Source organism: Pseudobacter sp., from assembly GCF_051955275.1.
GTDB lineage: Bacteria > Bacteroidota > Bacteroidia > Chitinophagales > Chitinophagaceae > Pseudobacter.
In genome coordinates, this window is record NZ_JBQCGW010000076.1 from 1 (window position 1) to 22,721 (window position 22,721).

At 48.0% G+C, this 22,721-nt stretch carries 21 protein-coding genes and 1 pseudogene; 11 read left to right on the forward strand and 11 right to left on the reverse strand.

The window, feature by feature from the left end; genetic code table 11:
- Positions 1 to 143 (forward strand): annotated as a pseudogene (locus ACTHMC_RS06525) (carboxylating nicotinate-nucleotide diphosphorylase); the annotation flags it as partial.
- Positions 144 to 187: 44 nt separating this feature from the next.
- On the forward strand, positions 188 to 538 hold the full coding sequence (locus tag ACTHMC_RS06530) for a translation initiation factor (protein ID WP_440411916.1): 351 nt from the start codon (positions 188 to 190) through the stop codon (positions 536 to 538).
- A 186-nt stretch (positions 539 to 724) separates the two neighbouring features.
- Here the strand turns inward: ACTHMC_RS06530 and ACTHMC_RS06535 are convergent, their stop codons facing one another.
- The gene (locus tag ACTHMC_RS06535; protein ID WP_440411918.1) at positions 725 to 2,176 is read right to left on the reverse strand and encodes an isocitrate/isopropylmalate family dehydrogenase; all 1,452 of its coding nucleotides are present in this window, start codon (positions 2,174 to 2,176) and stop codon (positions 725 to 727) included.
- Positions 2,177 to 2,318: 142 nt separating this feature from the next.
- On the opposite strand from ACTHMC_RS06535, the gene apaG reads away from it, so the two are divergent.
- Entirely contained in the window at positions 2,319 to 2,705 is a 387-nt protein-coding gene (apaG, locus tag ACTHMC_RS06540) for a Co2+/Mg2+ efflux protein ApaG (protein ID WP_440411919.1), read from the forward strand.
- Positions 2,706 to 2,757: 52 nt separating this feature from the next.
- Here the strand turns inward: apaG and ACTHMC_RS06545 are convergent, their stop codons facing one another.
- The 5 genes from ACTHMC_RS06545 to ACTHMC_RS06565 form a co-directional block, all read right to left on the reverse strand.
- The gene (locus ACTHMC_RS06545; protein ID WP_440411921.1) at positions 2,758 to 3,621 is read right to left on the reverse strand and encodes a hypothetical protein; all 864 of its coding nucleotides are present in this window, start codon (positions 3,619 to 3,621) and stop codon (positions 2,758 to 2,760) included.
- Positions 3,622 to 3,651: 30 nt separating this feature from the next.
- Positions 3,652 to 4,539 carry a hypothetical protein gene (locus ACTHMC_RS06550; RefSeq protein WP_440411922.1) on the reverse strand — a complete coding sequence of 296 codons (888 nt, stop codon included), beginning with the start codon at positions 4,537 to 4,539 and terminating at the stop codon, positions 3,652 to 3,654.
- Positions 4,540 to 4,836: 297 nt separating this feature from the next.
- Positions 4,837 to 5,703: a hypothetical protein gene (locus tag ACTHMC_RS06555; protein ID WP_440411924.1), complete on the reverse strand. Its 867-nt coding sequence runs from the start codon at positions 5,701 to 5,703 to the stop codon at positions 4,837 to 4,839.
- A gap of 165 nt (positions 5,704 to 5,868) precedes the next feature.
- Positions 5,869 to 7,914: an OPT family oligopeptide transporter gene (locus ACTHMC_RS06560; RefSeq protein WP_440411925.1), complete on the reverse strand. Its 2,046-nt coding sequence runs from the start codon at positions 7,912 to 7,914 to the stop codon at positions 5,869 to 5,871.
- A gap of 23 nt (positions 7,915 to 7,937) precedes the next feature.
- Entirely contained in the window at positions 7,938 to 9,668 is a 1,731-nt protein-coding gene (locus tag ACTHMC_RS06565) for a peptide MFS transporter (RefSeq protein WP_440411927.1), read from the reverse strand.
- A 254-nt stretch (positions 9,669 to 9,922) separates the two neighbouring features.
- On the opposite strand from ACTHMC_RS06565, the gene purD reads away from it, so the two are divergent.
- Both purD and ACTHMC_RS06575 read left to right on the forward strand, forming a co-directional pair.
- Positions 9,923 to 11,200 carry a phosphoribosylamine--glycine ligase gene (gene purD, locus ACTHMC_RS06570; RefSeq protein WP_440411929.1) on the forward strand — a complete coding sequence of 426 codons (1,278 nt, stop codon included), beginning with the start codon at positions 9,923 to 9,925 and terminating at the stop codon, positions 11,198 to 11,200.
- Positions 11,201 to 11,215: 15 nt separating this feature from the next.
- Positions 11,216 to 12,259, forward strand: coding sequence for a tryptophan 2,3-dioxygenase (locus ACTHMC_RS06575; protein WP_440411931.1), 1,044 nt, complete (start codon positions 11,216 to 11,218; stop codon positions 12,257 to 12,259).
- A gap of 192 nt (positions 12,260 to 12,451) precedes the next feature.
- On the opposite strand, the gene ACTHMC_RS06580 is transcribed toward ACTHMC_RS06575, so the two are convergent.
- The gene (locus ACTHMC_RS06580; RefSeq protein WP_440411932.1) at positions 12,452 to 12,688 is read right to left on the reverse strand and encodes an alpha/beta fold hydrolase; all 237 of its coding nucleotides are present in this window, start codon (positions 12,686 to 12,688) and stop codon (positions 12,452 to 12,454) included.
- Between the two features lie 256 nt (positions 12,689 to 12,944).
- On the opposite strand from ACTHMC_RS06580, the gene ACTHMC_RS06585 reads away from it, so the two are divergent.
- The 6 genes from ACTHMC_RS06585 (at position 12,945) to ACTHMC_RS06610 (ending at position 19,583) form a co-directional block, all read left to right on the forward strand.
- Positions 12,945 to 13,970, forward strand: coding sequence for a rod shape-determining protein (locus ACTHMC_RS06585; protein WP_440411934.1), 1,026 nt, complete (start codon positions 12,945 to 12,947; stop codon positions 13,968 to 13,970).
- Positions 13,971 to 13,992: 22 nt separating this feature from the next.
- Positions 13,993 to 14,844, forward strand: coding sequence for a rod shape-determining protein MreC (mreC, locus tag ACTHMC_RS06590; RefSeq protein WP_440411935.1), 852 nt, complete (start codon positions 13,993 to 13,995; stop codon positions 14,842 to 14,844).
- Positions 14,841 to 15,374, forward strand: a complete 534-nt coding sequence (locus tag ACTHMC_RS06595; RefSeq protein WP_440411936.1) for a rod shape-determining protein MreD — start codon at positions 14,841 to 14,843, stop codon at positions 15,372 to 15,374. The genes mreC and ACTHMC_RS06595 overlap by 4 nt, the downstream gene beginning before the upstream one ends.
- A gap of 62 nt (positions 15,375 to 15,436) precedes the next feature.
- Positions 15,437 to 17,500: a penicillin-binding protein 2 gene (gene mrdA / locus ACTHMC_RS06600; RefSeq protein WP_440411938.1), complete on the forward strand. Its 2,064-nt coding sequence runs from the start codon at positions 15,437 to 15,439 to the stop codon at positions 17,498 to 17,500.
- A 5-nt stretch (positions 17,501 to 17,505) separates the two neighbouring features.
- Entirely contained in the window at positions 17,506 to 18,846 is a 1,341-nt protein-coding gene (gene rodA / locus ACTHMC_RS06605; protein ID WP_440411939.1) for a rod shape-determining protein RodA, read from the forward strand.
- 17 nt (positions 18,847 to 18,863) lie between these two features.
- Positions 18,864 to 19,583 (forward strand): MBL fold metallo-hydrolase, encoded by a 720-nt coding sequence (locus ACTHMC_RS06610; protein ID WP_440411940.1) that lies wholly within the window; start codon positions 18,864 to 18,866, stop codon positions 19,581 to 19,583.
- 76 nt (positions 19,584 to 19,659) lie between these two features.
- On the opposite strand, the gene ACTHMC_RS06615 is transcribed toward ACTHMC_RS06610, so the two are convergent.
- The 4 genes from ACTHMC_RS06615 to ACTHMC_RS06630 form a co-directional block, all read right to left on the reverse strand.
- Positions 19,660 to 20,085: a hypothetical protein gene (locus ACTHMC_RS06615; RefSeq protein ID WP_440411942.1), complete on the reverse strand. Its 426-nt coding sequence runs from the start codon at positions 20,083 to 20,085 to the stop codon at positions 19,660 to 19,662.
- Between the two features lie 9 nt (positions 20,086 to 20,094).
- Complete coding sequence (locus ACTHMC_RS06620; RefSeq protein WP_440411944.1) at positions 20,095 to 20,859, reverse strand: hypothetical protein; 765 nt, start codon at positions 20,857 to 20,859, stop codon at positions 20,095 to 20,097.
- A gap of 34 nt (positions 20,860 to 20,893) precedes the next feature.
- Positions 20,894 to 21,445 carry an RNA polymerase sigma factor gene (locus ACTHMC_RS06625; protein WP_440411946.1) on the reverse strand — a complete coding sequence of 184 codons (552 nt, stop codon included), beginning with the start codon at positions 21,443 to 21,445 and terminating at the stop codon, positions 20,894 to 20,896.
- A 312-nt stretch (positions 21,446 to 21,757) separates the two neighbouring features.
- Positions 21,758 to 22,721: transketolase family protein (locus ACTHMC_RS06630; protein WP_440411948.1), on the reverse strand; the 964-nt coding region annotated here is incomplete at its 5' end.

Genomic DNA, 22,721 nt, shown 5'->3' on the forward strand with positions numbered 1-22,721 from the left:
AATATGAAACGGAGGCCAGCGGCGGCATCAACCTGGATACTATCGTATCCTTTGCGGAAACAGGAGTTGACTTTGTGAGTGTGGGCGCATTGATCCACCAGGCAAAGAGCCTCGACCTGAGCCTGAAAGCGAAAATTGTATAAATTCAGCTGGCGGAATCCTGATTGTTCAAGTAATTACAGAAAACATGTCAAAGAAAAATAAAGGCGATAACAGGGGCATTGTGTTCAGTACTGATCCCAACTTCAAATTTGAGGAAGAGAGCCGGGAAGAGGCTGCTACATTGCCTCCTGCTCAACAGCAGTTACGTGTGCAGCTGGATAGTAAGCAGCGTGCGGGAAAAGTGGTAACGCTGGTTTATGGCTTCGTGGGAACGGATGATGATCTGGAAGCGCTTGGTAAGCAACTGAAGAACTATTGCGGAACCGGTGGCTCAGTGAAAGACGGAGAGATAATCATACAGGGAGATCAGCGTGAAAAGATCATGCAGTTCCTGCAGAAGAATGGGTATAGCAAAACAAAAAAAGTAGGCGGATAATTCCGCAGTGCCCACTCGCTCGCGTCCCCGCGAGTGAGTTATATTCCGTCGCCTCCGGCGACACGGTGTTCGCCGGAGGCGAACCAATAGAAGTAACTCGCCAGAGGCGAGCTACCGGACACACTCAAAAAAAAGGTTGCAACTGATCCGGTGCAACCTTTTTTCGTTTATGCATAAACGTTATGCTTATTGTCCTTGCGCGAGGCTGTACGCTTTCTTATCTCCCCACATATTCAGCAACTCAGAAGAGCAGATCTTGAAATCACCGCTGAGGCTCACGTAGAGGCCGAGCACATCCTGCTGGTGCAGTGGTGATCCGTCGAGGCTTTCGAAGCGGACATTGTACTGATTTACCAGGTTGGTGTAGATGGAGCCTGTAGGCCATACCTGTGTACCGCGGTTGCTGATATTGATCAGGTTAAATTTCACGCCGGCATGACGCTGGCATTTTTTAGCGATGATCTCAGGTTGTGCATCGCTTTCGATGAAGAGGTCAACACCCACGATCTTTTCATTTTCCATTTCTTTGGAAACGAGCATGGGGTTTTCTGCCAGTTTGAACACGGTTTGTGTTACAGGCATATTGGGAAGCAGTTCTTTGGCGCCCTGTTCAGGCTTCTTACCGAAGTTATTGATGATAGCTTCAGAGAACTGGGTGGTATTGAGTGCCTGTTTGTTCTTGTCGCCGAAATCGCCGGTGCGGTCGCCCTGTTCCAGGGTATACAGCAGTGCATTTTCGATGATGGCGGCGTTCTCCATCAGGCCGAGGTGGCGCAGCATGGCGATACCGCTGAGCAGGAGGGCGGTTGGGTTGGCGATATTCTTACCTGCAATATCCGGAGCTGTTCCGTGAACGGCTTCGAAGATGCAGATATGGTCACCGATATTGGCGGAGGGAGCAAAGCCGAGTCCACCTACGAGGCCGGCGCAGAGATCGGAAACGATATCACCCTGCAGGTTGGTGAGCACCACCACGTCAAAGGAGTCCGGGCGGGTAACCAGTTTCATACAGAGATCGTCCACGATCACGTCATCGGATTTCAGTTCGGGATATTCTTTGGCTACTTCGTAGAAGCATTCCAGGAAGAGGCCGTCAGTGATCTTCATGATATTGGCTTTGTGACCGCAGGTAATGCGGCGAGCACCTTTTTTCTTAGCCATTTCGAAGGCGTATCTGATCACCTGGAGAGAGCCTGGGCGGGTAATGAAGCGGCGGCTGAGGGCCACGTCATGGGTGAGCATATGTTCGATGCCACCGTAGGTATCTTCAATGTTTTCGCGAACCACGGTGATGTCGATGGGGATGCCTGCTTTGGAGAAAACAGTATCAACACCATGAAGGGTTTGGAACACGCGCTTGTTGGCGTAGGTATTCCATGTTTTACGGGCCGTAACGTTCACGCTCTTTACGCCTTTCCCTTTAGGAGTTTCCATGGGGCCTTTGAAAAGGATCCCGAGATTTTCAATGGTGTGTTGGGCTTCGGGGGTCATTCCGTTGGAGAAACCTTTATCGAATACCCATTTACCCATTTCAACCAATTCATATTCGAGAGGTACCTTATTGGCTTCAAAGATCTTCAACACGGCATCCATGATCTCGGGGCCAATGCCATCACCTTTGGCTACAGCTATTTTCATATATAAATAATTGATTGTATGTTTCGGCTTACGGTTTCGCAAAGGTATATCGATGCATCTATAAACCTCATTAAAATTGTATGTATTTGGTATAAGCTGCCTGTATTTTTGTTTACCTTTAAGTAAAGAGAAACTGTAGTACATGGTATCGAAAATCTCCGAGGGCATAGAAATCAGCGTCGAAACCTTTTACCAGCCGGATTACTCCAACCCCATTTCCGGCGAATATATGTTTGCGTACCGTATCACCATTGAAAATCATAATCGTTTCCCCGTTAAACTGAATCGCAGGCACTGGTATATTGCCGACAGCAATGGCAGTAACCGCGAGGTGGAAGGAGAGGGTGTGGTAGGTGTTCAGCCTACACTTCAGCCGGGAGAGCGTTACCAGTATGTGAGTGGTTGTAATCTGCGCAGTGAAATGGGCAAGATGTATGGCACTTACCAGATGGAGAACCTGCATAATAAATCGCAGTTCCAGGTGAATATTCCGGTGTTTGAGATGATAGTGCCGTTTAAGATGAATTGATTAATTTCAGATAAAGAAAAAGCCGGCACATTGCCGGCTTTTTTGTTGTAAGTTATTTTCGGAAACAAGTGAATTTGTAGGTGTAGGTGTCAATATCAGTTTTTGTTTTTGTTCCATTCAGGAACTCTTCTAGTTTGGTGTCGAGTACCTTACTTGCCAGCAATCCATTTGCATCTTTTGTATAGGTATAAGTGGAATTGGTGCTGGATTTTGTAGTAGTACCTCCTGGAAGAGGGTTTTCAAAGACCTGAACTGACTCCAGCAAACTTGCAGATATAAGATTCTTTGTGATCAGGTGATTGGGACCTCCTGCTACGTAGCCGAATGCTGCATATAAGGCAAGCCCGGTGCCGTTCGTAAAGAAAGGATTGTATTCTGTATTGTATGTTAAATTACCGGATCCGGTTCGTGTCCATCCAGTACCGCTTGTGGATTGATATTTCAGTTTCAGATTTCCATCAGCAGTGTATTCCCATTCAGGCGAAAGGCCATTTGATATTATGCGGGCTACAGGCCGCCCTTGTGCATCGGTTTTCCATTCCGCTATTACTGTATTGCCTGTTACTGATTGCTTGATATACCCCTTGTCGTCAAATACAAAATTTGTAGTTACCGGTGCTCCGGGTGGTGTGTTTTCACCACCTTGCCTGGTGCTGTATCCGGTGAGTTTGGATCCGGTGTAATTGTATTCTACAATCTGATATAAATAAAGCGTAGGTGTATATCCGTTAGTAATCCATAATTCCGCTTTAGAAAGCCTGTCCTGTTCATCATAGGTGAGTTTGAATGTACCATAGTCACTCTCGAATTCTTTTACAAACACAGGTCGGTCATCTTGCTCAACCGGAGCTTCATCTTTATCTGAACAGGATAAGAAAAAAGAAATGATAAATAAGGAAAGGATGATTTGTTTCATTGACTTGTGTGTTTATCTTTTTTCAGTTGATTATCTGTTCACTTTCTTTAATGAATATTTCACTATATCGATCACGGATTCGCCACTGGGGAATTCCTGTAATACGCCATCTCTGAAACCCTCGGTTTTATGTTTTTGTTTTGTAGTGAGAAGGTAACCATACTCATCATAAGTGTTTGTGTAAGAACTGGCATAGGTTATCAGTTCATGGCCGGATGAGGCTGGGTTTATGGGTACAGTGCGCCATTGGCGTAGTTTGCTGACAGGATTATTGGAAGAAAATATCCGCTCTATATTGGTTTCATCCGCCAGTCCCAGCGCAGCAATCAATTGCCTGACGCCATTAAGGGCTAAAGGGTTCAGCTTGTTGTCATAAATGTTAGTATGGGTTTCATAGGTGTCTGAAATGTGAATTTTACCAGGGTTGGTATAGTTAAGGTTATGTTTCTCATCTATTTTTACATTTCCGTTTGCATCGTATGACCATTCATCGCCAATAATTGAGCCACCTGCTTTGAAAGAATGTGATGTCATTCGTCCCTTATCATCATAAGTGAATCTTGTTGTGTCTTTCAATGCCGGGCGGATGGCTTCTGTCATATTTCCTTTGCTGTCATATACAATTTTGGTACTGAATACAGCATACATACTTGAAGGATCAATGTTCAATTCAATTACTTTTCCATTCTGGTAAGCAACTGTAATGGTATGTGTGGAAACCGGTGCTGGAGGGGCATCTGCTGTGAGGTCAAACGAGGTTACCTGATTGGCTTCATTGTACTTGAACTTGAAGAAAAGATCGTCATCCGTCATCTCAGTGAGCAGGAAAACCTCTTTGGTCTCCGGAACTTCTTCATCCGTTTTCTGACAGGAAGCAAGGCTAATAATTGCCAGAAAAGGCAGTAATACTTTTTTCATTTTGGAATGTCTAATTGTATAATCTTGTTTTTAATTTCATGAAATAGAACAGCTGCTTCATAGTGAAATGAAGAACAACGAAAGAAGGGTACAAGAATGATTTATTCCGGATACTGTAAATGGGGGCTAAAAATCCTGCACTGAGAAGATCAGTGGCTGTGGCAGGAAAGATGGGCCTGAGAATGCAAATCTACAAAGTTTTATTGAGCAAACTGGAGAAACTGAAATTTACACCTGTAGTTTGCCCTGAAAAAGTACGCCGGCGCTTCGCCTGCTTTTTATTACAAAAGGTATTATCTATTTTACCCGGAAGCAACTCACCTGGTAGGGGAAAACTGTTTCCGTAATTCCTGTCGGTTGCCCATTGGTGGTGGTATAAGACTTCCTGGTTTCCGTGATGCTGCTCAGCAAGCCTGACTGATCAAACCCGTAACTGTACCTGATCACCTGCAGGGTTTCTATTTTACTGGCAGCTCCAGGAGTTTGTAAATAAACGGTGTTGGAAATTTCCCATTCTGCGGGCAGATGCGCGGAAAGATACCGGATCATATCCTCCTCTGATCTTTTTACAAATGTGAATGCCAGCAGACCTGTCTTCGCATTGCGGAATGGATTTCCATGAGAAGTATAAGTGATGGTGGATTTGTATTCCGGACCTGCACTTTCACGAACAGGTGGGATTACATCCCCGTTCTTATCATAACTCCACCTGACCTCCTCTGTCTTCAGCGGATTGGTGGTGGTATAACCAGCCAGCCTTCCGCTGCCATCTGTATGCCAGGTTGTTTTTGTATGATTGTTGCCACTTTCCAGCAGGGTGCCGCCGATAGTCCAGTTGAGTTGAGTGGTATCGTATAATGTATATCCAAGGCCGGGTGATGTATGTTCTGCTTTTGCCATTACAGGTCTGATCCAATCGTAGTCAAGTTCAATTGTAGAATATGTGTTTCCCGGAATAACGATCGGGCCGGGATAACTCGTCAGCGTGGTGTACACGATACTCTTCACCCGGTTCTGGTCATCATAACCGAGTTGAACATCGGTACTGGCATTCTTGTATGCGCTTATCCGTATTCCTTCATCATGAGAATAGGGATTGTCATTGTTCTTCTTACATGAAAAAAGCAATAGCGCCGCACTGATGGATAAGATGAACTGCTTCATTGGTCAGGTTACTTTGATGATTGTCAGCTGGTCAATAGATGCGGGACAACCGATGAATACATATCGTTGCAAAAAAATGCAAAAAAGCCGGATCTTATCCACCGTAATAAAAAAAGCGGACGCCCGAAAGAGCGCCCACCTGTTATTTGAAAGAGATTGAACTCCTTACAGTGTAACTGTTTTCTTCATGCCTACCCTGTACAGGATATAACCCATCAGGGCAAAGAATCCTGCACCGAGCAAATAGTATCCGGTTTCGCCCAGGCTTTCAGAAAGACCATGCTCAACGCTGATCTTCTTCAGTCCGTCACGGATACCGGTGTTGGCAGAAAGGAAGGCTACGATAACACCTGCAATGGCGCCACCGGCCACCAGGCCTGTTGCAAACAGGTTACCTTTCTGAAGGTCTTCTTCAGCACCTTCAATGAGGTCGCCTTTTTTCTTCTTCCTTCTGTCTACGATACCACGGATCATACCACCGATGAAGATTGGCAGCGTGGTTGCCAGTGGCAGATAGATACCGATTGCGAAAGACAATGCTTTGATGCCACACAGCTCGATGAAGATGGCGATGAATACACCAACAAGTACAAACTGCCAGTCGAGGTTACCACCAAGGATACCCTTGATAAGGGTAGCCATCAGTGTTCCCTGTGGTGCAGGCAGACTGTTTGTTCCGATAGCGTGCTTGATACCATCAGCCACCATTTCCGGAGTTGGCGTATCCAATACTTTAATGGTAAGACCGATCACGATAGAAGAAACGATAGCTCCGATGAACAGAGAGATCTGCTGGAATTTCGGAGTAGCGCCTACTATATAACCGGTTTTCAGATCCTGCGAAGTATTACCGGCATTGGCAGCCGCAATACAGATCAGGCCACCTACTACCAGCGCCATTGGCTCATACACTTTACCGGTCCAACCTACTGCAATGAACACCAGACAGGTACCCATGATGGTGGCAATGGTCATACCACTGATAGGGTTATTGGAAGAACCGATCAGACCTACGATACGGCTTGAAACTGTTACGAAGAAGGCGCCGAAGATCACCACCAGGATACCGATCATCAGCTTGCTGATGAATCCGTCACCAGGAATGGCATTCAGCAATGTGATCAGTGCGATCAGAACAAGAATACCAATACCAACTACTTTCAGGGAAAGATCTTTATCAGTACGCTCAACTGCTTCTGCAGTCTGACCACCTTTCAGAGAACCAAGACTTCCTTTGAAAGAAGAGATGATGGTAGGGATGGTTTTGATCAGCATGATGAAACCACCAGCTGCTACTGCGCCCGCACCGATCTGGCGAACATAGGCGAGGTAGATGGCCTGTGAGAAGTCACCGAATGTTTTATTCACGGGATCCCAGTTTCCCGCACCACCGGCAACGGCAATGTCTTTCAGGTAACCGATCTTATTCAGCTGCATGGCAATGGCCATTGGATCTACCAGTGAGGCCAGCAAAGGAATGAAAACGAACCAGCACAGAACAGAACCTGCTACCAGTACGCCACCGATCTTGGGGCCCACGATATAACCCACACCGAGATACTCTGGAGTGATCTCGCCGCTCAGCTTGGCTGAAGGGAAATATTTGTTGGCCTGTTTGGTCATGAAATACGGTGTTTCCGCAATCAGGTGCAGGATCTTCTGGAAGAAGGCATACACGATGGCAACACCCAGACCAAGGAAGGCTGTTTTAGCGAAGTCTCCACCTTTCTCACCTGCTTTGAGTACAGAAGCACAGGCAGTGCCTTCCGGATAAGGAAGATTGCCGTGTTCCTTTACGATCAGCGGGCGTCTCAGCGGGATCATCATCATGGTTCCGAGGAAACCACCGAGGATAGCTAAGGTCAGGATGGTGAAATAGTTGAAATAATCAGCACTGCTGGGATCACTCAGAAAGAGGAAACCCGGAAGGGTGAAAACCACGCCTGCCGCAATACTCTCACCGGCACTTCCGGTGGTCTGGATGATATTATTCTCCAGGATAGTTGTTTTGAGGAAAAGGCGGCTGAGTGTGATGGCCATCACGGAGATGGGAATGGATGCTGATACGGTCAAACCCGCTTTCAGCGCCAGGTACACAGTGGCGGCTCCGAAGATGATACCGAAAATCGCCCCTGTGATCACTGATTTCAGGGAGAATTCCGCCATCTTCATCTGAGCCGGTACGAAAGGTTGAAACTTTTGTTCTGACATAGTTTAGCGTTGATTTTAGAAACCTATTTCACTGTACCCATTCTTTTTTCCATCCAGTAGGAGAGTGAGAAGAGCAAAGCCGCGGCTATTGCGCTCATCACCACAAACAGCATGAAGAAATCGTATAGGTTGTTGATTTGGTAGCCGAGGAATTGGGTAGGGCCCTGACTTGGCAGCAATGCTCCGAGCCTGCCGCCGAACTTGTTGGCAACGGCATTACTCAGGAACCATACACCCATGAGAATGGAAGTGAAACGGGCAGGAGCCAGTTTGTTCACCAGCGACAGTCCGATAGGGCTCAGGCACAGCTCTCCTACCGTATGCAGGAAATACAGACCCAGCAGCCACATCATGCTCACTGTTCCAACCACATCTTTCACGCCGTAGGCAATCAGCAGGTAACCCGCCGCCAGGAGTAAAAGACCAAAGGATTGTTTCTTGGGAGAACTTGGTTCAATATTGTGTTTGCCGAGCCATTGCCAGAGCTGGCTGAGGAAAGGCGCTGAAAGGATCAGCCACATGGAGTTCACACTGTTGAACCAGCTGGCAGGGATCTCTTTAAGATCGTAGGCTTCTCCCTGTATATAATAATATACAGCCAGCAGAACGGCTGCAATACCAAGGCCTGTAAACAATTTCTTCAATTCGGAAGGAATTTCCATCATCCTTTGCAGGAAATAATAGAGTACAGCAGCAATGGCCAGAATGAACAGGATCACGTTCCCCATGCTGGTATGCACTTCGTAACTGCGGTTGGTATTCCTTTGAGCAAAAAGGGTGAGTGAAGATCCGGCCTGCTCAAATGCAGCCCAGAAGAAGATCACAAAGAATGCGGAAATAAAGATCACGATCACGCGGCCTCTTTCGGAAGGGGTGAGCGACTGATCAAATAGGATGAGGCCCGATACGGCTATGGCAACACTGAAGATGAAGCAACCGATCCAGTCGAGATCTCCCACATATCTGAATACAAAGAACATGGCCAGACCAATACCAGACCATATGGCCACCGCCATAAAGGACGATTTGGTATTCTCGCGTGCTGGTCCTGCTTCTTTTAAATTATTCTTATTGGGACCGATACCAATACCGTTACCCTGCGGGTCCACTACATATTTATTCTTAAGGAAGATGAAGAACACGGTGCCGAAGACCATGGCCACTGCGGCTGCCATGAACCCCCATTTGAAGGCTCCGGCAACGGGCTGATTATTTACATCATAGAGTTCTCCCAGGCCACCGCAGACCAGGGGCCCAATGAAGGCGCCGAGGTTGATTCCCATGTAGAAAATGGTATAGGCAGAGTCCAGCCTTTTATCGCCTTTAGGATAGAGGCCACCCACCATACTGGAGATATTCGGTTTGAAAAAACCGGTACCCAGGGCAAGTACGGCCAGACCAACCCACATAATGGAATGGGCCAGCGGAATATTATTAAGAAGAGAAGCGCTGAAGAACATCAGCAACTGACCGGCAGCCATCATAAAGCCACCTACAATAATGGAGCGGCGGTTGCCCCAGAGCCTGTCGGCAAAATACCCACCTAATAATGGAGTAAGGAAAGCCAGACCGGTATAACTACCGTAAACGCCGTCATTGGCGTAATCGTCTTTCATCATCAGGGCATTCACTACGTACAGTACCAGCAATGCTCTCATGCCATAGTAACTGAAACGTTCCCACATCTCTGTAAAAAATAGAACAAATAATCCCTTGGGATGCTTTCCCGGATTTCCCGCAGCGGGTGAATTCATATAATGGATTTTGGGTTGTGCAATCGTTGTGGATCAGTCATGCAAGACCCGGAGAGGGGTAGATTATCTGAATAAGGCCTACGTGTTGTGGGATACACGATCCCGCTGCAAACCGCCCTCCGGCTGTGTCCGATCCGTTTTAGCGGCGTAAAATAGTGAAAAATTCACCATACTGCCGGATTCATCAATAAAATTCGCCAAATCAAGGGTGAATACCGAAATTCGCACGGTCAAAAAAGGATAGCATAATAAATATGAATATTTTACTACTTGGCTCAGGCGGCCGCGAACATGCATTGGCCTGGAAACTGGTGCAAAGCGCCCAATGTGATCAGTTATTCATTGCCCCCGGCAACGCAGGCACTGCAAAGTGCGGAACCAATGTGGCCCTCTCTGCCACTGACTTCCCCGCTGTTAAGGACTTTGTATTGAAGAATGGTATCGGCCTGGTAGTGGTTGGCCCCGAAGAGCCACTGGTAAAAGGGATCACCGACTTTTTCAGGAAAGACGCAGACCTGCAGCAGGTGCTGATCATCGGACCCTCCCAGTATGCCGCCCAGCTCGAAGGCAGCAAGGCCTTCGCCAAGCAGTTCATGGAGCGCCATAATATTCCTACTGCGGCTTACCGCGAGTTTGATGCTTCCAATTTCAACGATGGTGTTGAATACCTTAAACAACACGCGCTGCCTGTAGTACTGAAAGCAGATGGACTGGCCGCCGGCAAAGGTGTGCTCATCTGCCAGACCACCGAAGAAGCTGTGAGTGAGTTTGAACAAATGATCCGGCAGAGCAAATTCGGTGAGGCCAGCAGGAAAGTAGTAGTGGAAGCCTTCCTCTCCGGTATCGAGCTCAGCGTTTTTGCCCTCACAGACGGTAAATCATATGTTACCCTCCCCGAAGCCAAGGATTACAAGCGCATCGGCGAAGGAGATACCGGCCTGAACACAGGCGGGATGGGCGCTGTAAGCCCGGTGCCCTTTGCAGATGCTGCGTTCATGAAAAAAGTGGACGAGCAGATCATAAAGCCTACTATAAAAGGATTGGAAGCTGAAAATTTCGATTATACCGGTTTTGTGTTCTTCGGTCTTATCAAAGTGGGTGAAGAACCTTTTGTGATCGAATACAACTGCCGTATGGGCGACCCCGAAACAGAAGTGGTGATGCCAAGACTGGCTTCAGACCTGGTAGAACTGCTGCTGGCAGCCGCCCAGGGCAAACTGCAGCACGTGAGTATCCAACAGGATCCTCGTGTAGCCTGCACCGTAATGGCAGTGAGCGGCGGTTATCCCGGCGATTATGAAAAAGGCCTTCCCATTTCCGGCCTCGACCAGCAGCTGCCGGCCGACAGCCTTCTTTTCCACGCCGGAACCGGTATCAAAAACGGACAAACCGTTACCAACGGTGGCCGTGTACTCTGCGTTACCTCTTATGGTAACAGCATCGGAGAAGCAGTCAATAAATCAAAGACAGCCCTGGAGCAGATCTCCTACGATGGCATCTATTTCAGGAAAGATATTGGTTACGAGTTCTGATAAACGTTTTGCTTTATGAAAGAAGTACATTACAATGATTACCTGGAACTGAACAAGATCCTCGATGCTCAGTTCCTGGAGAGCGACAAGCTCGATCAGCATGCCCACGATGAAATGCTTTTCATCGTTATCCACCAGACCTATGAGCTCTGGTTCAAGCAACTGTTATTTGAAGTGAATTCCGTGGCGGCCATCATGTCCGAAACGGTGAACGACAATTCGCCGGCCCTTCAGACCGTGGTACATCGTCTCAACAGGGTGGTGAGCATCCTGAAAGTGCTGGTGCACCAGATCGATATCATGGAAACGATGACGCCCATGGATTTCCTGGATTTCCGCGATATGCTTCGCCCTGCATCCGGTTTTCAAAGCTGGCAGTTTAAAGAGCTGGAAGCCAGGCTGGGACTGAAATACCAGCATCGCCATGGCCAGGAATATTATATCTCCCAACTGCGTCAGGAACAGATCGACATCATCAAGAAAGCAGAGTCTGAAAAAAGCCTGCTGCAACTGTTGAACGGTTGGCTGGAACGTATGCCATTCTTTGAAGAAGGCAGTCTCTGGGAAAAATACAGGAGTATGGGAGCAGACCCTGCCGGTACAGGCCTGCACCAGTTCTGGGCGGATTACCGCCAGCTTTATTCAGGTAGCCTCTCCGAGGTTGAAAACGCCAACAGGGCCTACTTTGATAAAGTATTCCTGGATGCGTCCACCGAAGACAGGCAACTGAGCCCGAGAGCTACAAGAGCTGCGCTCTTCATTATGCTGTATCGTGGCTATCCCATCATGCAGCTGCCCTTCCAGTTGCTCAATAATCTCCTGGAGATAGATGAGCAGATGAGCATCTGGCGTTACCGCCATATGAGCATGGTGCACCGCATCATCGGCACCCGCGTGGGAACCGGTGGCAGCACAGGAAAGGAATACCTGAAAGGTGCTCTGGACAAGCATTACATCTTTGCGGAGATCGCGAGGCTGACCAGCTTCCTCATCGAAAGAAGGAGGTTGCCTGAACTGAGCCGCGAGATGGAAGTGAGACTGGGTTTTGTACAGAAGTAACCGAAAAGTCAGTATATAACTACATTAGAAAAGAAGTCGACAATTTTAACGCTGAGTGTTAAAATTGTCGACTTCTTTTGTTCTCGGCTTATTGAGCAGGGCGGCATAATCTTCGGCCATCAACTCGTAGGTGAGCGAGTCTCCTTTGTGGTGAGACTTGCCCTGGGAGCGGTTATCAGCCAAAATAACTTTCTACTTTTTCTCAAAGTAAGGGATCTGGTTGCTGAAATCCGCAATGGATCCGCCATTGCCAGGAATGATGAGCAATGGTTCGCCCTGACCGTAGATTTCCGTGTAAATTTTTATACCCCGGATCTCGTAATGTTTACCTGTGGCAGGATTGTTGCCGTAGGGAGTTTTTTTCTCCTGTCCCTGCAGCAGGAGGGATGAAAAAGAGAGTGACAGAAGGACAAGGAAAAGTTTTTTCATATGCTTATATTTTTCTCAGTGAATAGTACAGCAATTGTCAGAAAAATGAAATACTTTTCAAAATACAATTTACGATAGTAAGTGACGTTAGTGCATTGAAAGGATACAGGGGAAACGAATGGCTTTAGCGGTATCCACACTTGTTGAAAAATTACTGTCCGGATCATAGTTCCGCTATGATTACACTTTGTTAGTATCGATTATTTGCATCAATTTTGCAGGCATTACAATCAATCCAAAAATCTGACCTTTTAAAATGGGCTTATTCAACTTTTTCACCCAAGAGATCGCGATTGACCTGGGTACCGCTAATACCCTGATTATACATAACGACGAGGTAGTGGTGAATGAACCGAGTATTGTGGCGCTCGACCGTAATAATCCGAAGAATGTACTGGCGGTAGGGAAAAGAGCCCTGATGATGCACGAAAAAACGCATGAAAGCATCCGTACCATCCGCCCATTGAAGGACGGTGTGATCGCGGACTTCAACGCGGCTGAGCTGATGCTCCGTGAAATGATCAAAATGGTTTATCCCAAGAAGCCTCTCTTCCCCCCAAGCTGGAGGATGATGATCTGCATTCCAAGCAGCATCACAGAGGTGGAGAAACGCGCTGTTCGCGACAGTGCGGAGCAGGCGGGAGCCAAAGAGGTGTATCTGCTGCATGAGCCCATGGCAGCGGCCCTTGGTATCGGGATTGATGTAGAAGAACCAGTTGGTAACATGATCATCGACATAGGCGGCGGTACTACCGGCATCACTGTGATTGCACTGGCAGGTATCGTTTGCGACCAGAGTATCCGTATCGCCGGTGATGAATTCACCGCGGATATCATGGAAGCCCTTCGCCGCTATCATAGCCTTCTCATTGGTGAACGTACTGCCGAACAGATCAAGATCAATATCGGCGCTGCCATGAAGGACCTCGATAACCCACCCGATGATATTCCCGTAAACGGTCGCGATCTGGTGACCGGTATCCCCAAACAGATCATGGTGAGCTACCAGGAAATTGCCGAGGCGCTGGACAAGAGCATCTTCAAAATTGAAGAAGCCATCCTCAAAGCCCTGGAAATGACCCCACCCGAGCTGGCTGCCGATATCTATCGCAGAGGACTTTACCTCACCGGCGGTGGCGCCCTGCTCCGTGGACTGGACAAACGCCTCAGCCAGAAGATCAAACTGCCCGTACACGTGGCAGACGATCCGCTGAAAAGCGTTGTTCGTGGTACAGGCCTCGCCCTGAAAAACTACCAGCACTATCCATTTGTAATGCGTTAGGACTTTTTAAAACTTACCTCCTTTGCGTAACATTTTTGTCTTCATCAGAAAATTCTTCAATTTCTTTCTCTTCCTGGTGATGCAGATCGTAGCGCTGTACATGCTGTTTCATTACAACGATTTCCATGAAGCAGCCTTTATGGGAGTTGCCAACGATATTACAGGTAAGATCAGCAAACGGTACAATAACGTAGAATACTATTTTCATCTCAAAAAGACCAATGAGAGCCTGGCCCAGGAAAATGAAAGGCTCAGGAATATGCTCAGACAGGATTTTGAAATGGCTGATACTTCTGTAAAACAGATCACAGACACCGTTCCCTACGATACTACCGGCGCCCGCCGCAAATACCTTTACCGGGATGCCAAAGTGGTGAACCGTTTCCTGCAGTTCCCCAACAACTATTTCACCCTGCATCGTGGCGAAAACCAGGGAGTCCACAAAGATATGGGCGTTATCAGCCCCGATGGCGTGATGGGCGTTGTGGTGAATACAGGCAGCAACTATTCCGTAGTGATGAGCCTGCTCCACCTCCAGAGCCGGATCAACGGCCGCGTAAAGAAAAGTGGTGAAACAGGACCCGTGAAATGGGATGGCAAAAGCATCAACACCCTGATCATGGAAAACCTCTCTAAAAGCGTACCCGTAGCCAAAGGAGACAGCATAGTTACCAGCCAGTACGGAACCTACTTCCCCCAGGGTATCCTCATTGGCGTGGTAAGTGAAATAGTGGACGATAAATCCAGCAATTTCTATACCCTCAAACTCAGGCCTGCCACCAATTTCGGCAGTGTTGAACATGCACTGGTGATAGAAAACCTGCAGGCAGACGAACAAAAGAAATTAGAAGAGGCCGTAAAAAAGAACCAATGAGTGATCTCGTCAGAAATATTATCCGTTTCATCCTGTTCATCCTGATACAGGTGTACGTGTTGTTCCAGATCCCCCCATTGCACCGCTTTGTGGTCCCTTACCTGTATTTCCTGTACATCCTGTGGTTGCCATTCAATATGACCAGGGCAGGTGTAACGGTGGTATCTTTCCTGCTCGGCCTCTTTCTCGATTTCTTCACCAAAACACCAGGCCTGCATGCCGCTGCCTGTACACTTATCGGATATCTCCGCCCCTTCCTGATCAATATCCTGATCCCACAGGAAGGAGCAGACAAAAGCTATAAATCACCATCCGCCACCAGCATGGGCTGGGCACCTTATGCCACCTATGTACTGATCCTGACCTTTATCCATAATTTCTACCTGGTGCTGCTGGAATGGCTTCAGGTGAAATCGTTCATTTTCCTGCTGGGTAAGGTGGTGGCTACAACAGGTATCAGCCTGTTGCTGATCATGATCACAGAACTGCTGTTTTACAGAAAAGAAAAATTCAGAACGAACTCTGCCTAGGGCAGATTTGTTGCTATTCTTTCAGGTTGCTTCTTATTTTTGTATATTGATCTGCCAATCCTATGGCTCTATTTAATCAGTCGCGTAGTAATATCATCCGTCTCATCTTTGTTGGTGTATTCCTCATCATTATCGTACAGCTGTTCAATCTGCAGATATTATCAGGGAAATACAAGCAACTGGCAATGGACAATGCCGTATTCCCGAAAGTGAAATACCCGGACCGCGGTATCATTTACGACCGTAAGGGAAGGGCCATCCTCAACAATACCATCATGTTCGACCTGGTGGTAACTCCCAATGAAGCCCGCAAGACCGATACTTTCGGCCTCTGCGATATCCTGGGCATCGATACCGCCGAATACCGCAAACGCATGCTGGATGCCAGGTTCAAGAATGGACCTTACCGTCCCTCCATCTTCCAGGACCTGCTCACGCCTGAACTGCATGCCCGGCTGGATGAGAATATCTGGAAATTCCCCGGCTTTGCACTCATTGAAAGACCCGTGCGCGTTTACCCATACAATGCCGGCGCCCATATCATGGGTTATATCGGTGAAGCAGACTCAGGAATCATCAAGCGTTCCGGCGGTTACTACCGCATGGGCGATTATGTAGGAAGATCCGGTCTCGAAGCCTATTACGAACGCGTACTCATGGGACAGCGTGGTGTGGAGCACCTTATAAAAGACAATAAGAACCGCCTGGTAGGAAGCTACGAGAACGGTATCTATGATACAGCCGCCATTGCAGGAAGGAACCTGCGCACCTCCATCGATATAGACCTGCAGGTGCTGGCAGAAAAACTGATCCGAAATAAAGTAGGAGCTGTTGTTGCCATCGATCCGAAAACAGGTGGTATCCTGGCCATGGCCTCCGGCCCAACCTATGATCCCAACAGCCTTACCGGTCCCAATAAACAAAAGAACTACGGCCAGCTGGCACTGGATGTTGCAGGCCCGCTGCTCAACCGCGCTATTCAGGGGCTGTATGAACCTGGCTCTACTTTCAAACCGCTGGGTGGACTGGTAGCCCTGAATGAAGGAGTGATCACCCCCAGCTACGGATATAACTGTCCGGGAAGGTATTTTGGATGCGGACACGGCAAACCCGCCTGTACGCACAAGAATCCCGGACACGCTGCCAACCTTACTCTTGCTATCGCTAATTCCTGCAACTCTTACTTTGTGCAGGTCTACCGCAATACGGTAGATAATCCAAAATACAAGGGAGTGAAAAATGGTTATGAGAAATGGCGCGAATACATGAACCATTTCGGACTGGGAGAACGTACCGGTGTTGATCTTGTAAGCGAATTGCCAGGTCTGATTCCTGATACGGCGCGCTATAACAAGGTATACCGCGGTTCATGGAACAGCTGTACCAACCTTACCCTCGGCATCGGCCAGGATATGATGCAGACCACACCGCTGCAAATGGCTAATGCCATGTGCATCATCGCCAACAAAGGATATTACTACACACCACATTTTGTATCTAAGATCGATAATGAGACCAGTGCCGATACCATGCTGAACCAATACAAGCAAAAACATGAAGTGCTGACCAATATCTCCGATGATGCTTATGAAGCGATCATGAGTGGTATGCAGCAAGTGGTGGATGGATCGGCTTCAAAAGCCAAGATACCTGGGCTGGAGATCTGCGGTAAAACAGGTACCGCGGAAAAATACCGAATCATCCAGGGCAGAAGGATCAAGCTGGACGATAACTCCGTGTTTGTTTGCTTTGCTCCCCGACGCGATCCCAAGATCGCTCTTTGTGTGATGGTGGAGAACAGCGGTTTCGGTAATACATGGGCCGCGCCCATTGCCGGTTTAATGATGGAGCTCTACCTGACAGACAGCCTTCGCGCAGACCGCCTGAAAGAAGTGGACAGGATTTCCAACTCCAACCTGATGCCCGGTTATCTTAAATACCAACAATATATCGAAGATTCTTCCCGCGCCTTCAACTGGGCCGAAAGGTACAAGGATAGTTCACAGATCAGGAAATTCTACAAAACATATCCTGTAAAACCTCCTTTCCCTTCATCAAAGGAAAAGCGCAAGACAGTGATGGTGCTGCCTGACCCCAGATTATTCAACAAACCATTCAACGCATAACGGATATGAGCCAACGTAATCCTGCAATATCTAAAGGCGTGGACTGGGTGATGTTCTGGTTATACCTGCTGCTGGTGGGTATTGGTCTGATCAGTATTTTCTCTGTGACCTACAGGGATGGAGACAGTGTGTTGCAAACTTTCCTGGGTTTCAAAACGGATTACAGCAAACAGTTTTACTTCTTCATAGTAGCCCTGGTGATAGGCATGTTCATCCTGTTGACGGACAGCAAATTTTTTACCGCCACCGCCAATATCTGGTATGCAGCGGGGATGCTGTTGCTATTGCTGGTTTTCCCCTTCCACACGGCGGTAAAAGGAACCGAATCCATCATCCGGATCGGTGGATTCAACCTGCAGCCTGCAGAATTGATGAAAGTGTTTGTGAATATGGCGCTGGCCAAATTCCTGAGCCGTGTTGAAACGGATTTCAGCAGACCGCGCTCGCAGCTCATTGCAGCCGCCATTGTAGTAGTGCCTGCCCTGATCACCATCGCTCAGAAAGAAACAGGCCTGGCGTTGGTTTTCTTCTCCTTCTTCCTGGTGATGTTCCGTGAAGGTCTGCCTCCCGGTTACCTCATCATCGGCTTCTCTCTGGCAGTACTGGTAGTGGCCACACTTGTGCTGGATAAAGATGTACTGGCTATCATCCTCACCGCCATTGCAGCCGGTGCGATATATCTTTTGCGCAAACAGGTGCGCCGCCACAGGAGCGTGCTCTTTGTGATTGTAGCTATCTGGGTAGGATGCGTGGGCGTGCAAAGATTTGTAGTACCCTTCCTCTTTACCAAAGTACTGGCCAAACACCAGGTAGAGCGGATCTTCTCGCTGATCGGTAAAGAGAATCCATATGCGGCGCTCAATACTGTTGAGGGAGAAGAAGAGGTAACACCTGCGAAGAAAAAAGATACTGACTATAACGTGCGTCAGAGCAAGATAGCCATCGGTAGCGGTGGCGCCGTGGGAAGAGGCTTCCTCAAAGGAACGCAAACGCGTTTTGATTTCGTTCCTGAACAACGGACCGACTTCATCTTTTGTACCATCGGGGAAGGTTTCGGCTTTGTGGGCAGCACGATTGTACTTGGTATCTACCTGTTCCTGCTACTCAGAATTGTAATGATCGCCGAGCGGCAACGAAGTGTGTTCAGCCGGTGTTACGCATATGGTGTGGCTTCCGTATTCTTCTTCCATATAGCCATCAATATCTGCATGACCATCGGCCTGGCCCCCGTGATCGGAATTCCGCTGCCCCTGATCAGTTATGGCGGTACTTCCTTACTTTCGTTCTCCATCATGCTGTTCATCCTCATCAGGCTGGATGCAGACAGGCAGATGGTGTTGCGTTAGAATCAAAAACAGTGTGTATGAAAGTTATTCCGCTCAGTGAAGGATCTTTTACGATCGATAAATCCAAGCTGTTCGTTCCGTTTGATCTGCAGCATGATGATCTGCAGGCCCGCCCTACAGGAAGCCTGCTGGTAGAAGTGCAGCCGTTTGTGGTGATCACTTCCGAAGATATCCTGCTCCTGGATACCGGCCTCGGGTTTCAGAAAGATGGTGTGCTGCAGCTACACCGAAACCTGATGGAGAATGGAATCAACCCCTCCGAGATCACAAAAGTACTGATGAGCCATCTGCATAAAGACCACGCAGGTGCTGTGGGCACAGGCTCACTGAGCTTTCCCCAGGCAAAATATTATGTGCAGCGCAAAGAATTTGAATTTGCTTACGAAAAAGGATTTCCTTCCTATATCACAGAAGAACTGGAAAGCCTGCGGAATGCGCCACAGGTACAATGGCTGGATGGAGACGGCGTGATAGATGGTTATATCAAATATGAGATCACCGGAGCGCATAGCCCTTATCATCAGGTATTCCGTATTGTAGATGGCGGCGAAACCATTTTCTTTGGAGCCGACGATGCACCCCAGCTCAACCAGATGAAAAGCAAGTTTGTAGCTAAATATGATTATGACGGTAAGAAGGCCATGGAGCTGCGCAGGAAATGGTGGGAAGAGGGAGAAGTGAATAAATGGACCTTCCTTTTTTATCACGATGTGCAGAACCCGGTGTACAGGTTCTGACAAAGAAAAAGGCTGCATCGTAACCTGGATGCAGCCTGATAGCTAACCTATGAAAAACACGAGTAAAGACTACTTTTTATGAGGCAGTGCCATTTCTTTCCTGCCTTTTCTGCCTCCTTTCCATCCACTCTTTCTGTAAGATCGTTCCGAACTCTTTTTCCGCTTTGAAAAAAGCATTCACTTTTTCGGCAGGAAGCACCTTGCTGAATTCAGCATTATACCGTTTCCTGATGTTAAGATATTTCTCCTCTGTCTCGATCTCCGGGCTGTTATTTGCTTTTGCGTCCTGCCTTACTTTCTTCAGCTCAGCTGAATACTTATTGTAAACGGGCCAGAACTTCTGTGCTTCTTCTGTGGAAAGGTCGAGCTTCCGGGTATAGAAAGCAATTTTGAGTGCTTCGATCTTTGCGCCGGGCTCGCGCGGCGTTTTTCTTTCAACCTGCGCATTGGAAGTGAAGGTGAAAAGAAGAAAAGCTGCGAGTATCGTAAATATTTGTTTCATGTTCATTTCTTAGTTACTGATGGTTTTGAATGGGGCACCGTTCCTGTCTACGTATTGTTGCAGTTCTTCATCGGATACGTCTTTCAGAAGGTCCTGCATGCCATCGGACTCTGCATCCAGGTTGGAGGCCAGGGCTTCGCTGCTTTCAAGCGATGCAAGGCTCTGCTCGTTGAGGAAACTGATCAGCTCTTCATCAGGCAGGTTCTGCACCTTTGTTTTATCGATGCCTGCTGTTTCAGTTCCCGGAGTAGCGGGTTGAAAGAACCACCAGGCGCCGGTGGCCAGCACCAGTAATACGGCTGCTGCAGCTATGTATCTGCGTAGGTTCATCCGGCTGCCCATCTTCACCACTTTGGCGGGTTGCTGTGCCTGCAGTTTCTGCATGATGGTGGCTGGCAACTGGTCAAAATAACCGGCCGGTACCTGGTACAGCGGCGCGTCTTTAAGTTGACTGAGCAATGGAGAAAAATCCTCCAGCTCTTCCTGAACAAATGCTACTGCCTTTGTTTCTGCGAGCGTATTTTCAGTGAGATCTTTAAAATATCCTTCAGGTAAATGAAAGGGAGGCGTTTTGGAAATACGGCGCAGCAGCGGGGAGAGCGTCTCCAGTTCTTCGGCTGCATTGTCCGGCTCTTTTACCATCGCCAGGATTGTTTCCGGCAACTGTCCGAAATATCCATCCGGTACCTTGTAAGGAACAGGCAGCGGGTAGCTCGAAGCCAGTGCCGGGCTTAGTTCCTGTAATTCTTTTAATATATTGTTCCTGCTTTCCATGAGCATTTTTAAGACCTGAATTGTTAAGAGAAGTTTAATGGTTGAGGATGAAATCCTCCACTTTCTTTACAGCGTGGTGGTAAGATGCTTTGAGTGCGCCTTCCGATGTTTCCAGCACACGGCTCATTTCTTCGTAAGGCATCTCATCATAATATCTCAGGGAGAAAACGATCCGCTGTTTTTCAGGCAGCTGCTGAATGGCCAGTTGTAATTTCCATTCCAGCTTGTTTGCATCGAAATGTTTATCGGCCCTGATCTTGTTCTCCAGGTTGGCTGACTCTTCCTCGAATGACACCGAAGTCCTTTTCTTCTGCTGCTCCATCCAAGTGAGGCATTCGTTGGTGGCAATACGGTAGAGCCAGGTGTAGAGCTGTGCATCTTCCCTGAAATTTTCGAGACCATTCCATACTTTGATGAACACATTCTGCAACACATCGTTGGCATCCTCGTGCTCAATTACCATTCGCCTGACATGCCAGTACAGGCGTTCCTGGTATTTTTTAATGATGGCAGTAAAAGCGCTTTCCTTTGTTGACTGGTTACGGAAAAGGGCAAGCAGTTCACTGTCATGAGTGGTTACCGCCATAGGTTAGCTATTTAAGAGATTGGATTAAAGATAGTCTAAATGGTTTAATTGGCTGAATGGCAAGGTATTGTTAAAGGCTTAATGCCTGGAAAAATATTCCCGTGCCGCAAAGTGTTGATTCATAATCAAATAATCGGGGAGCACTCGCTCGCCTCTGGCGAGTGAGGGATATTTGTTCGCCTCCCGGCGAACGCTGAACCCGCCAGAGGCGAGCAAATAGAAGTTACTCGCGGGGACGCGAGCAACTGGGCACTGCGAAAATAAAAGGGCCGACCTGCTAAGGTCAGCCCTGTACAATATTATCCGTAGCAATTATTTGCGTTTGATCACCTTTTCAACAGCGTCGATGATATTGGGGGTATCCAGACCGTATTTGGTCAGCAGCTGGTCAGGAGTTCCGCTCTCGCCGAAGGTATCGTTGGTTCCGATGTACTCAATGGGAATAGGGAAATGCCTGCTTGCCACCTGTGCAATACTGTCGCCCAGGCCTCCGAGGACATTATGCTCTTCAACGGTAACTGCGCATTTGGTTTTGCGGATGGAGGTGAGCACGGCCTCTTCATCAAGTGGCTTGATAGTATGGATATTGATCAGTTCCACGCTGATACCTTTTTCTTCCAGTGCTTTACCGGCTTCGATAGCCTTCCACACCATATGACCGCAGGCGAAGATGGAAACATCTTTACCTTCAGAGAATTTCTGCGCTTTACCGATCACGAATGGCTCTGCTGCATCCGTGAAGATCGGCCAGGAGGGACGTCCGAAACGAAGGTATACCGGGCCTTCATAGCTGGCAACAGCAATGGTGGCTGCTTTGGTCTGGTTGTAATCGCAGGGAACGATCACAGTCATGCCTGGCAGCATTTTCATCATGCCGATATCTTCCAGGATCTGGTGAGTAGCGCCGTCTTCTCCGAGAGTAAGACCAGCGTGTGAAGCGCAGATCTTTACGTTCTTGCCGGAATAGGCAACAGACTGACGGATCTGGTCATACACGCGGCCGGTAGAGAAGTTGGCAAAAGTGGTAGTGAAGGGGATCTTACCGCCTACAGTGAGGCCGGCTGCAATTCCGATCATGTTCGCTTCCGCAATACCCACCTGGATATAACGCTCAGGGAATTCTTTGATGAACTGGTTCAGCTTCATGGAACCGGCCAGGTCGGCAGTAAGCGCTACAATATTGGGATTGCTGCGCGCTGCTTCTACAATGCCATCGCCAAAACCGCTGCGCGTATCTTTTTTACCTGTTACTTGAATATCTTTAAGCATGAGATGA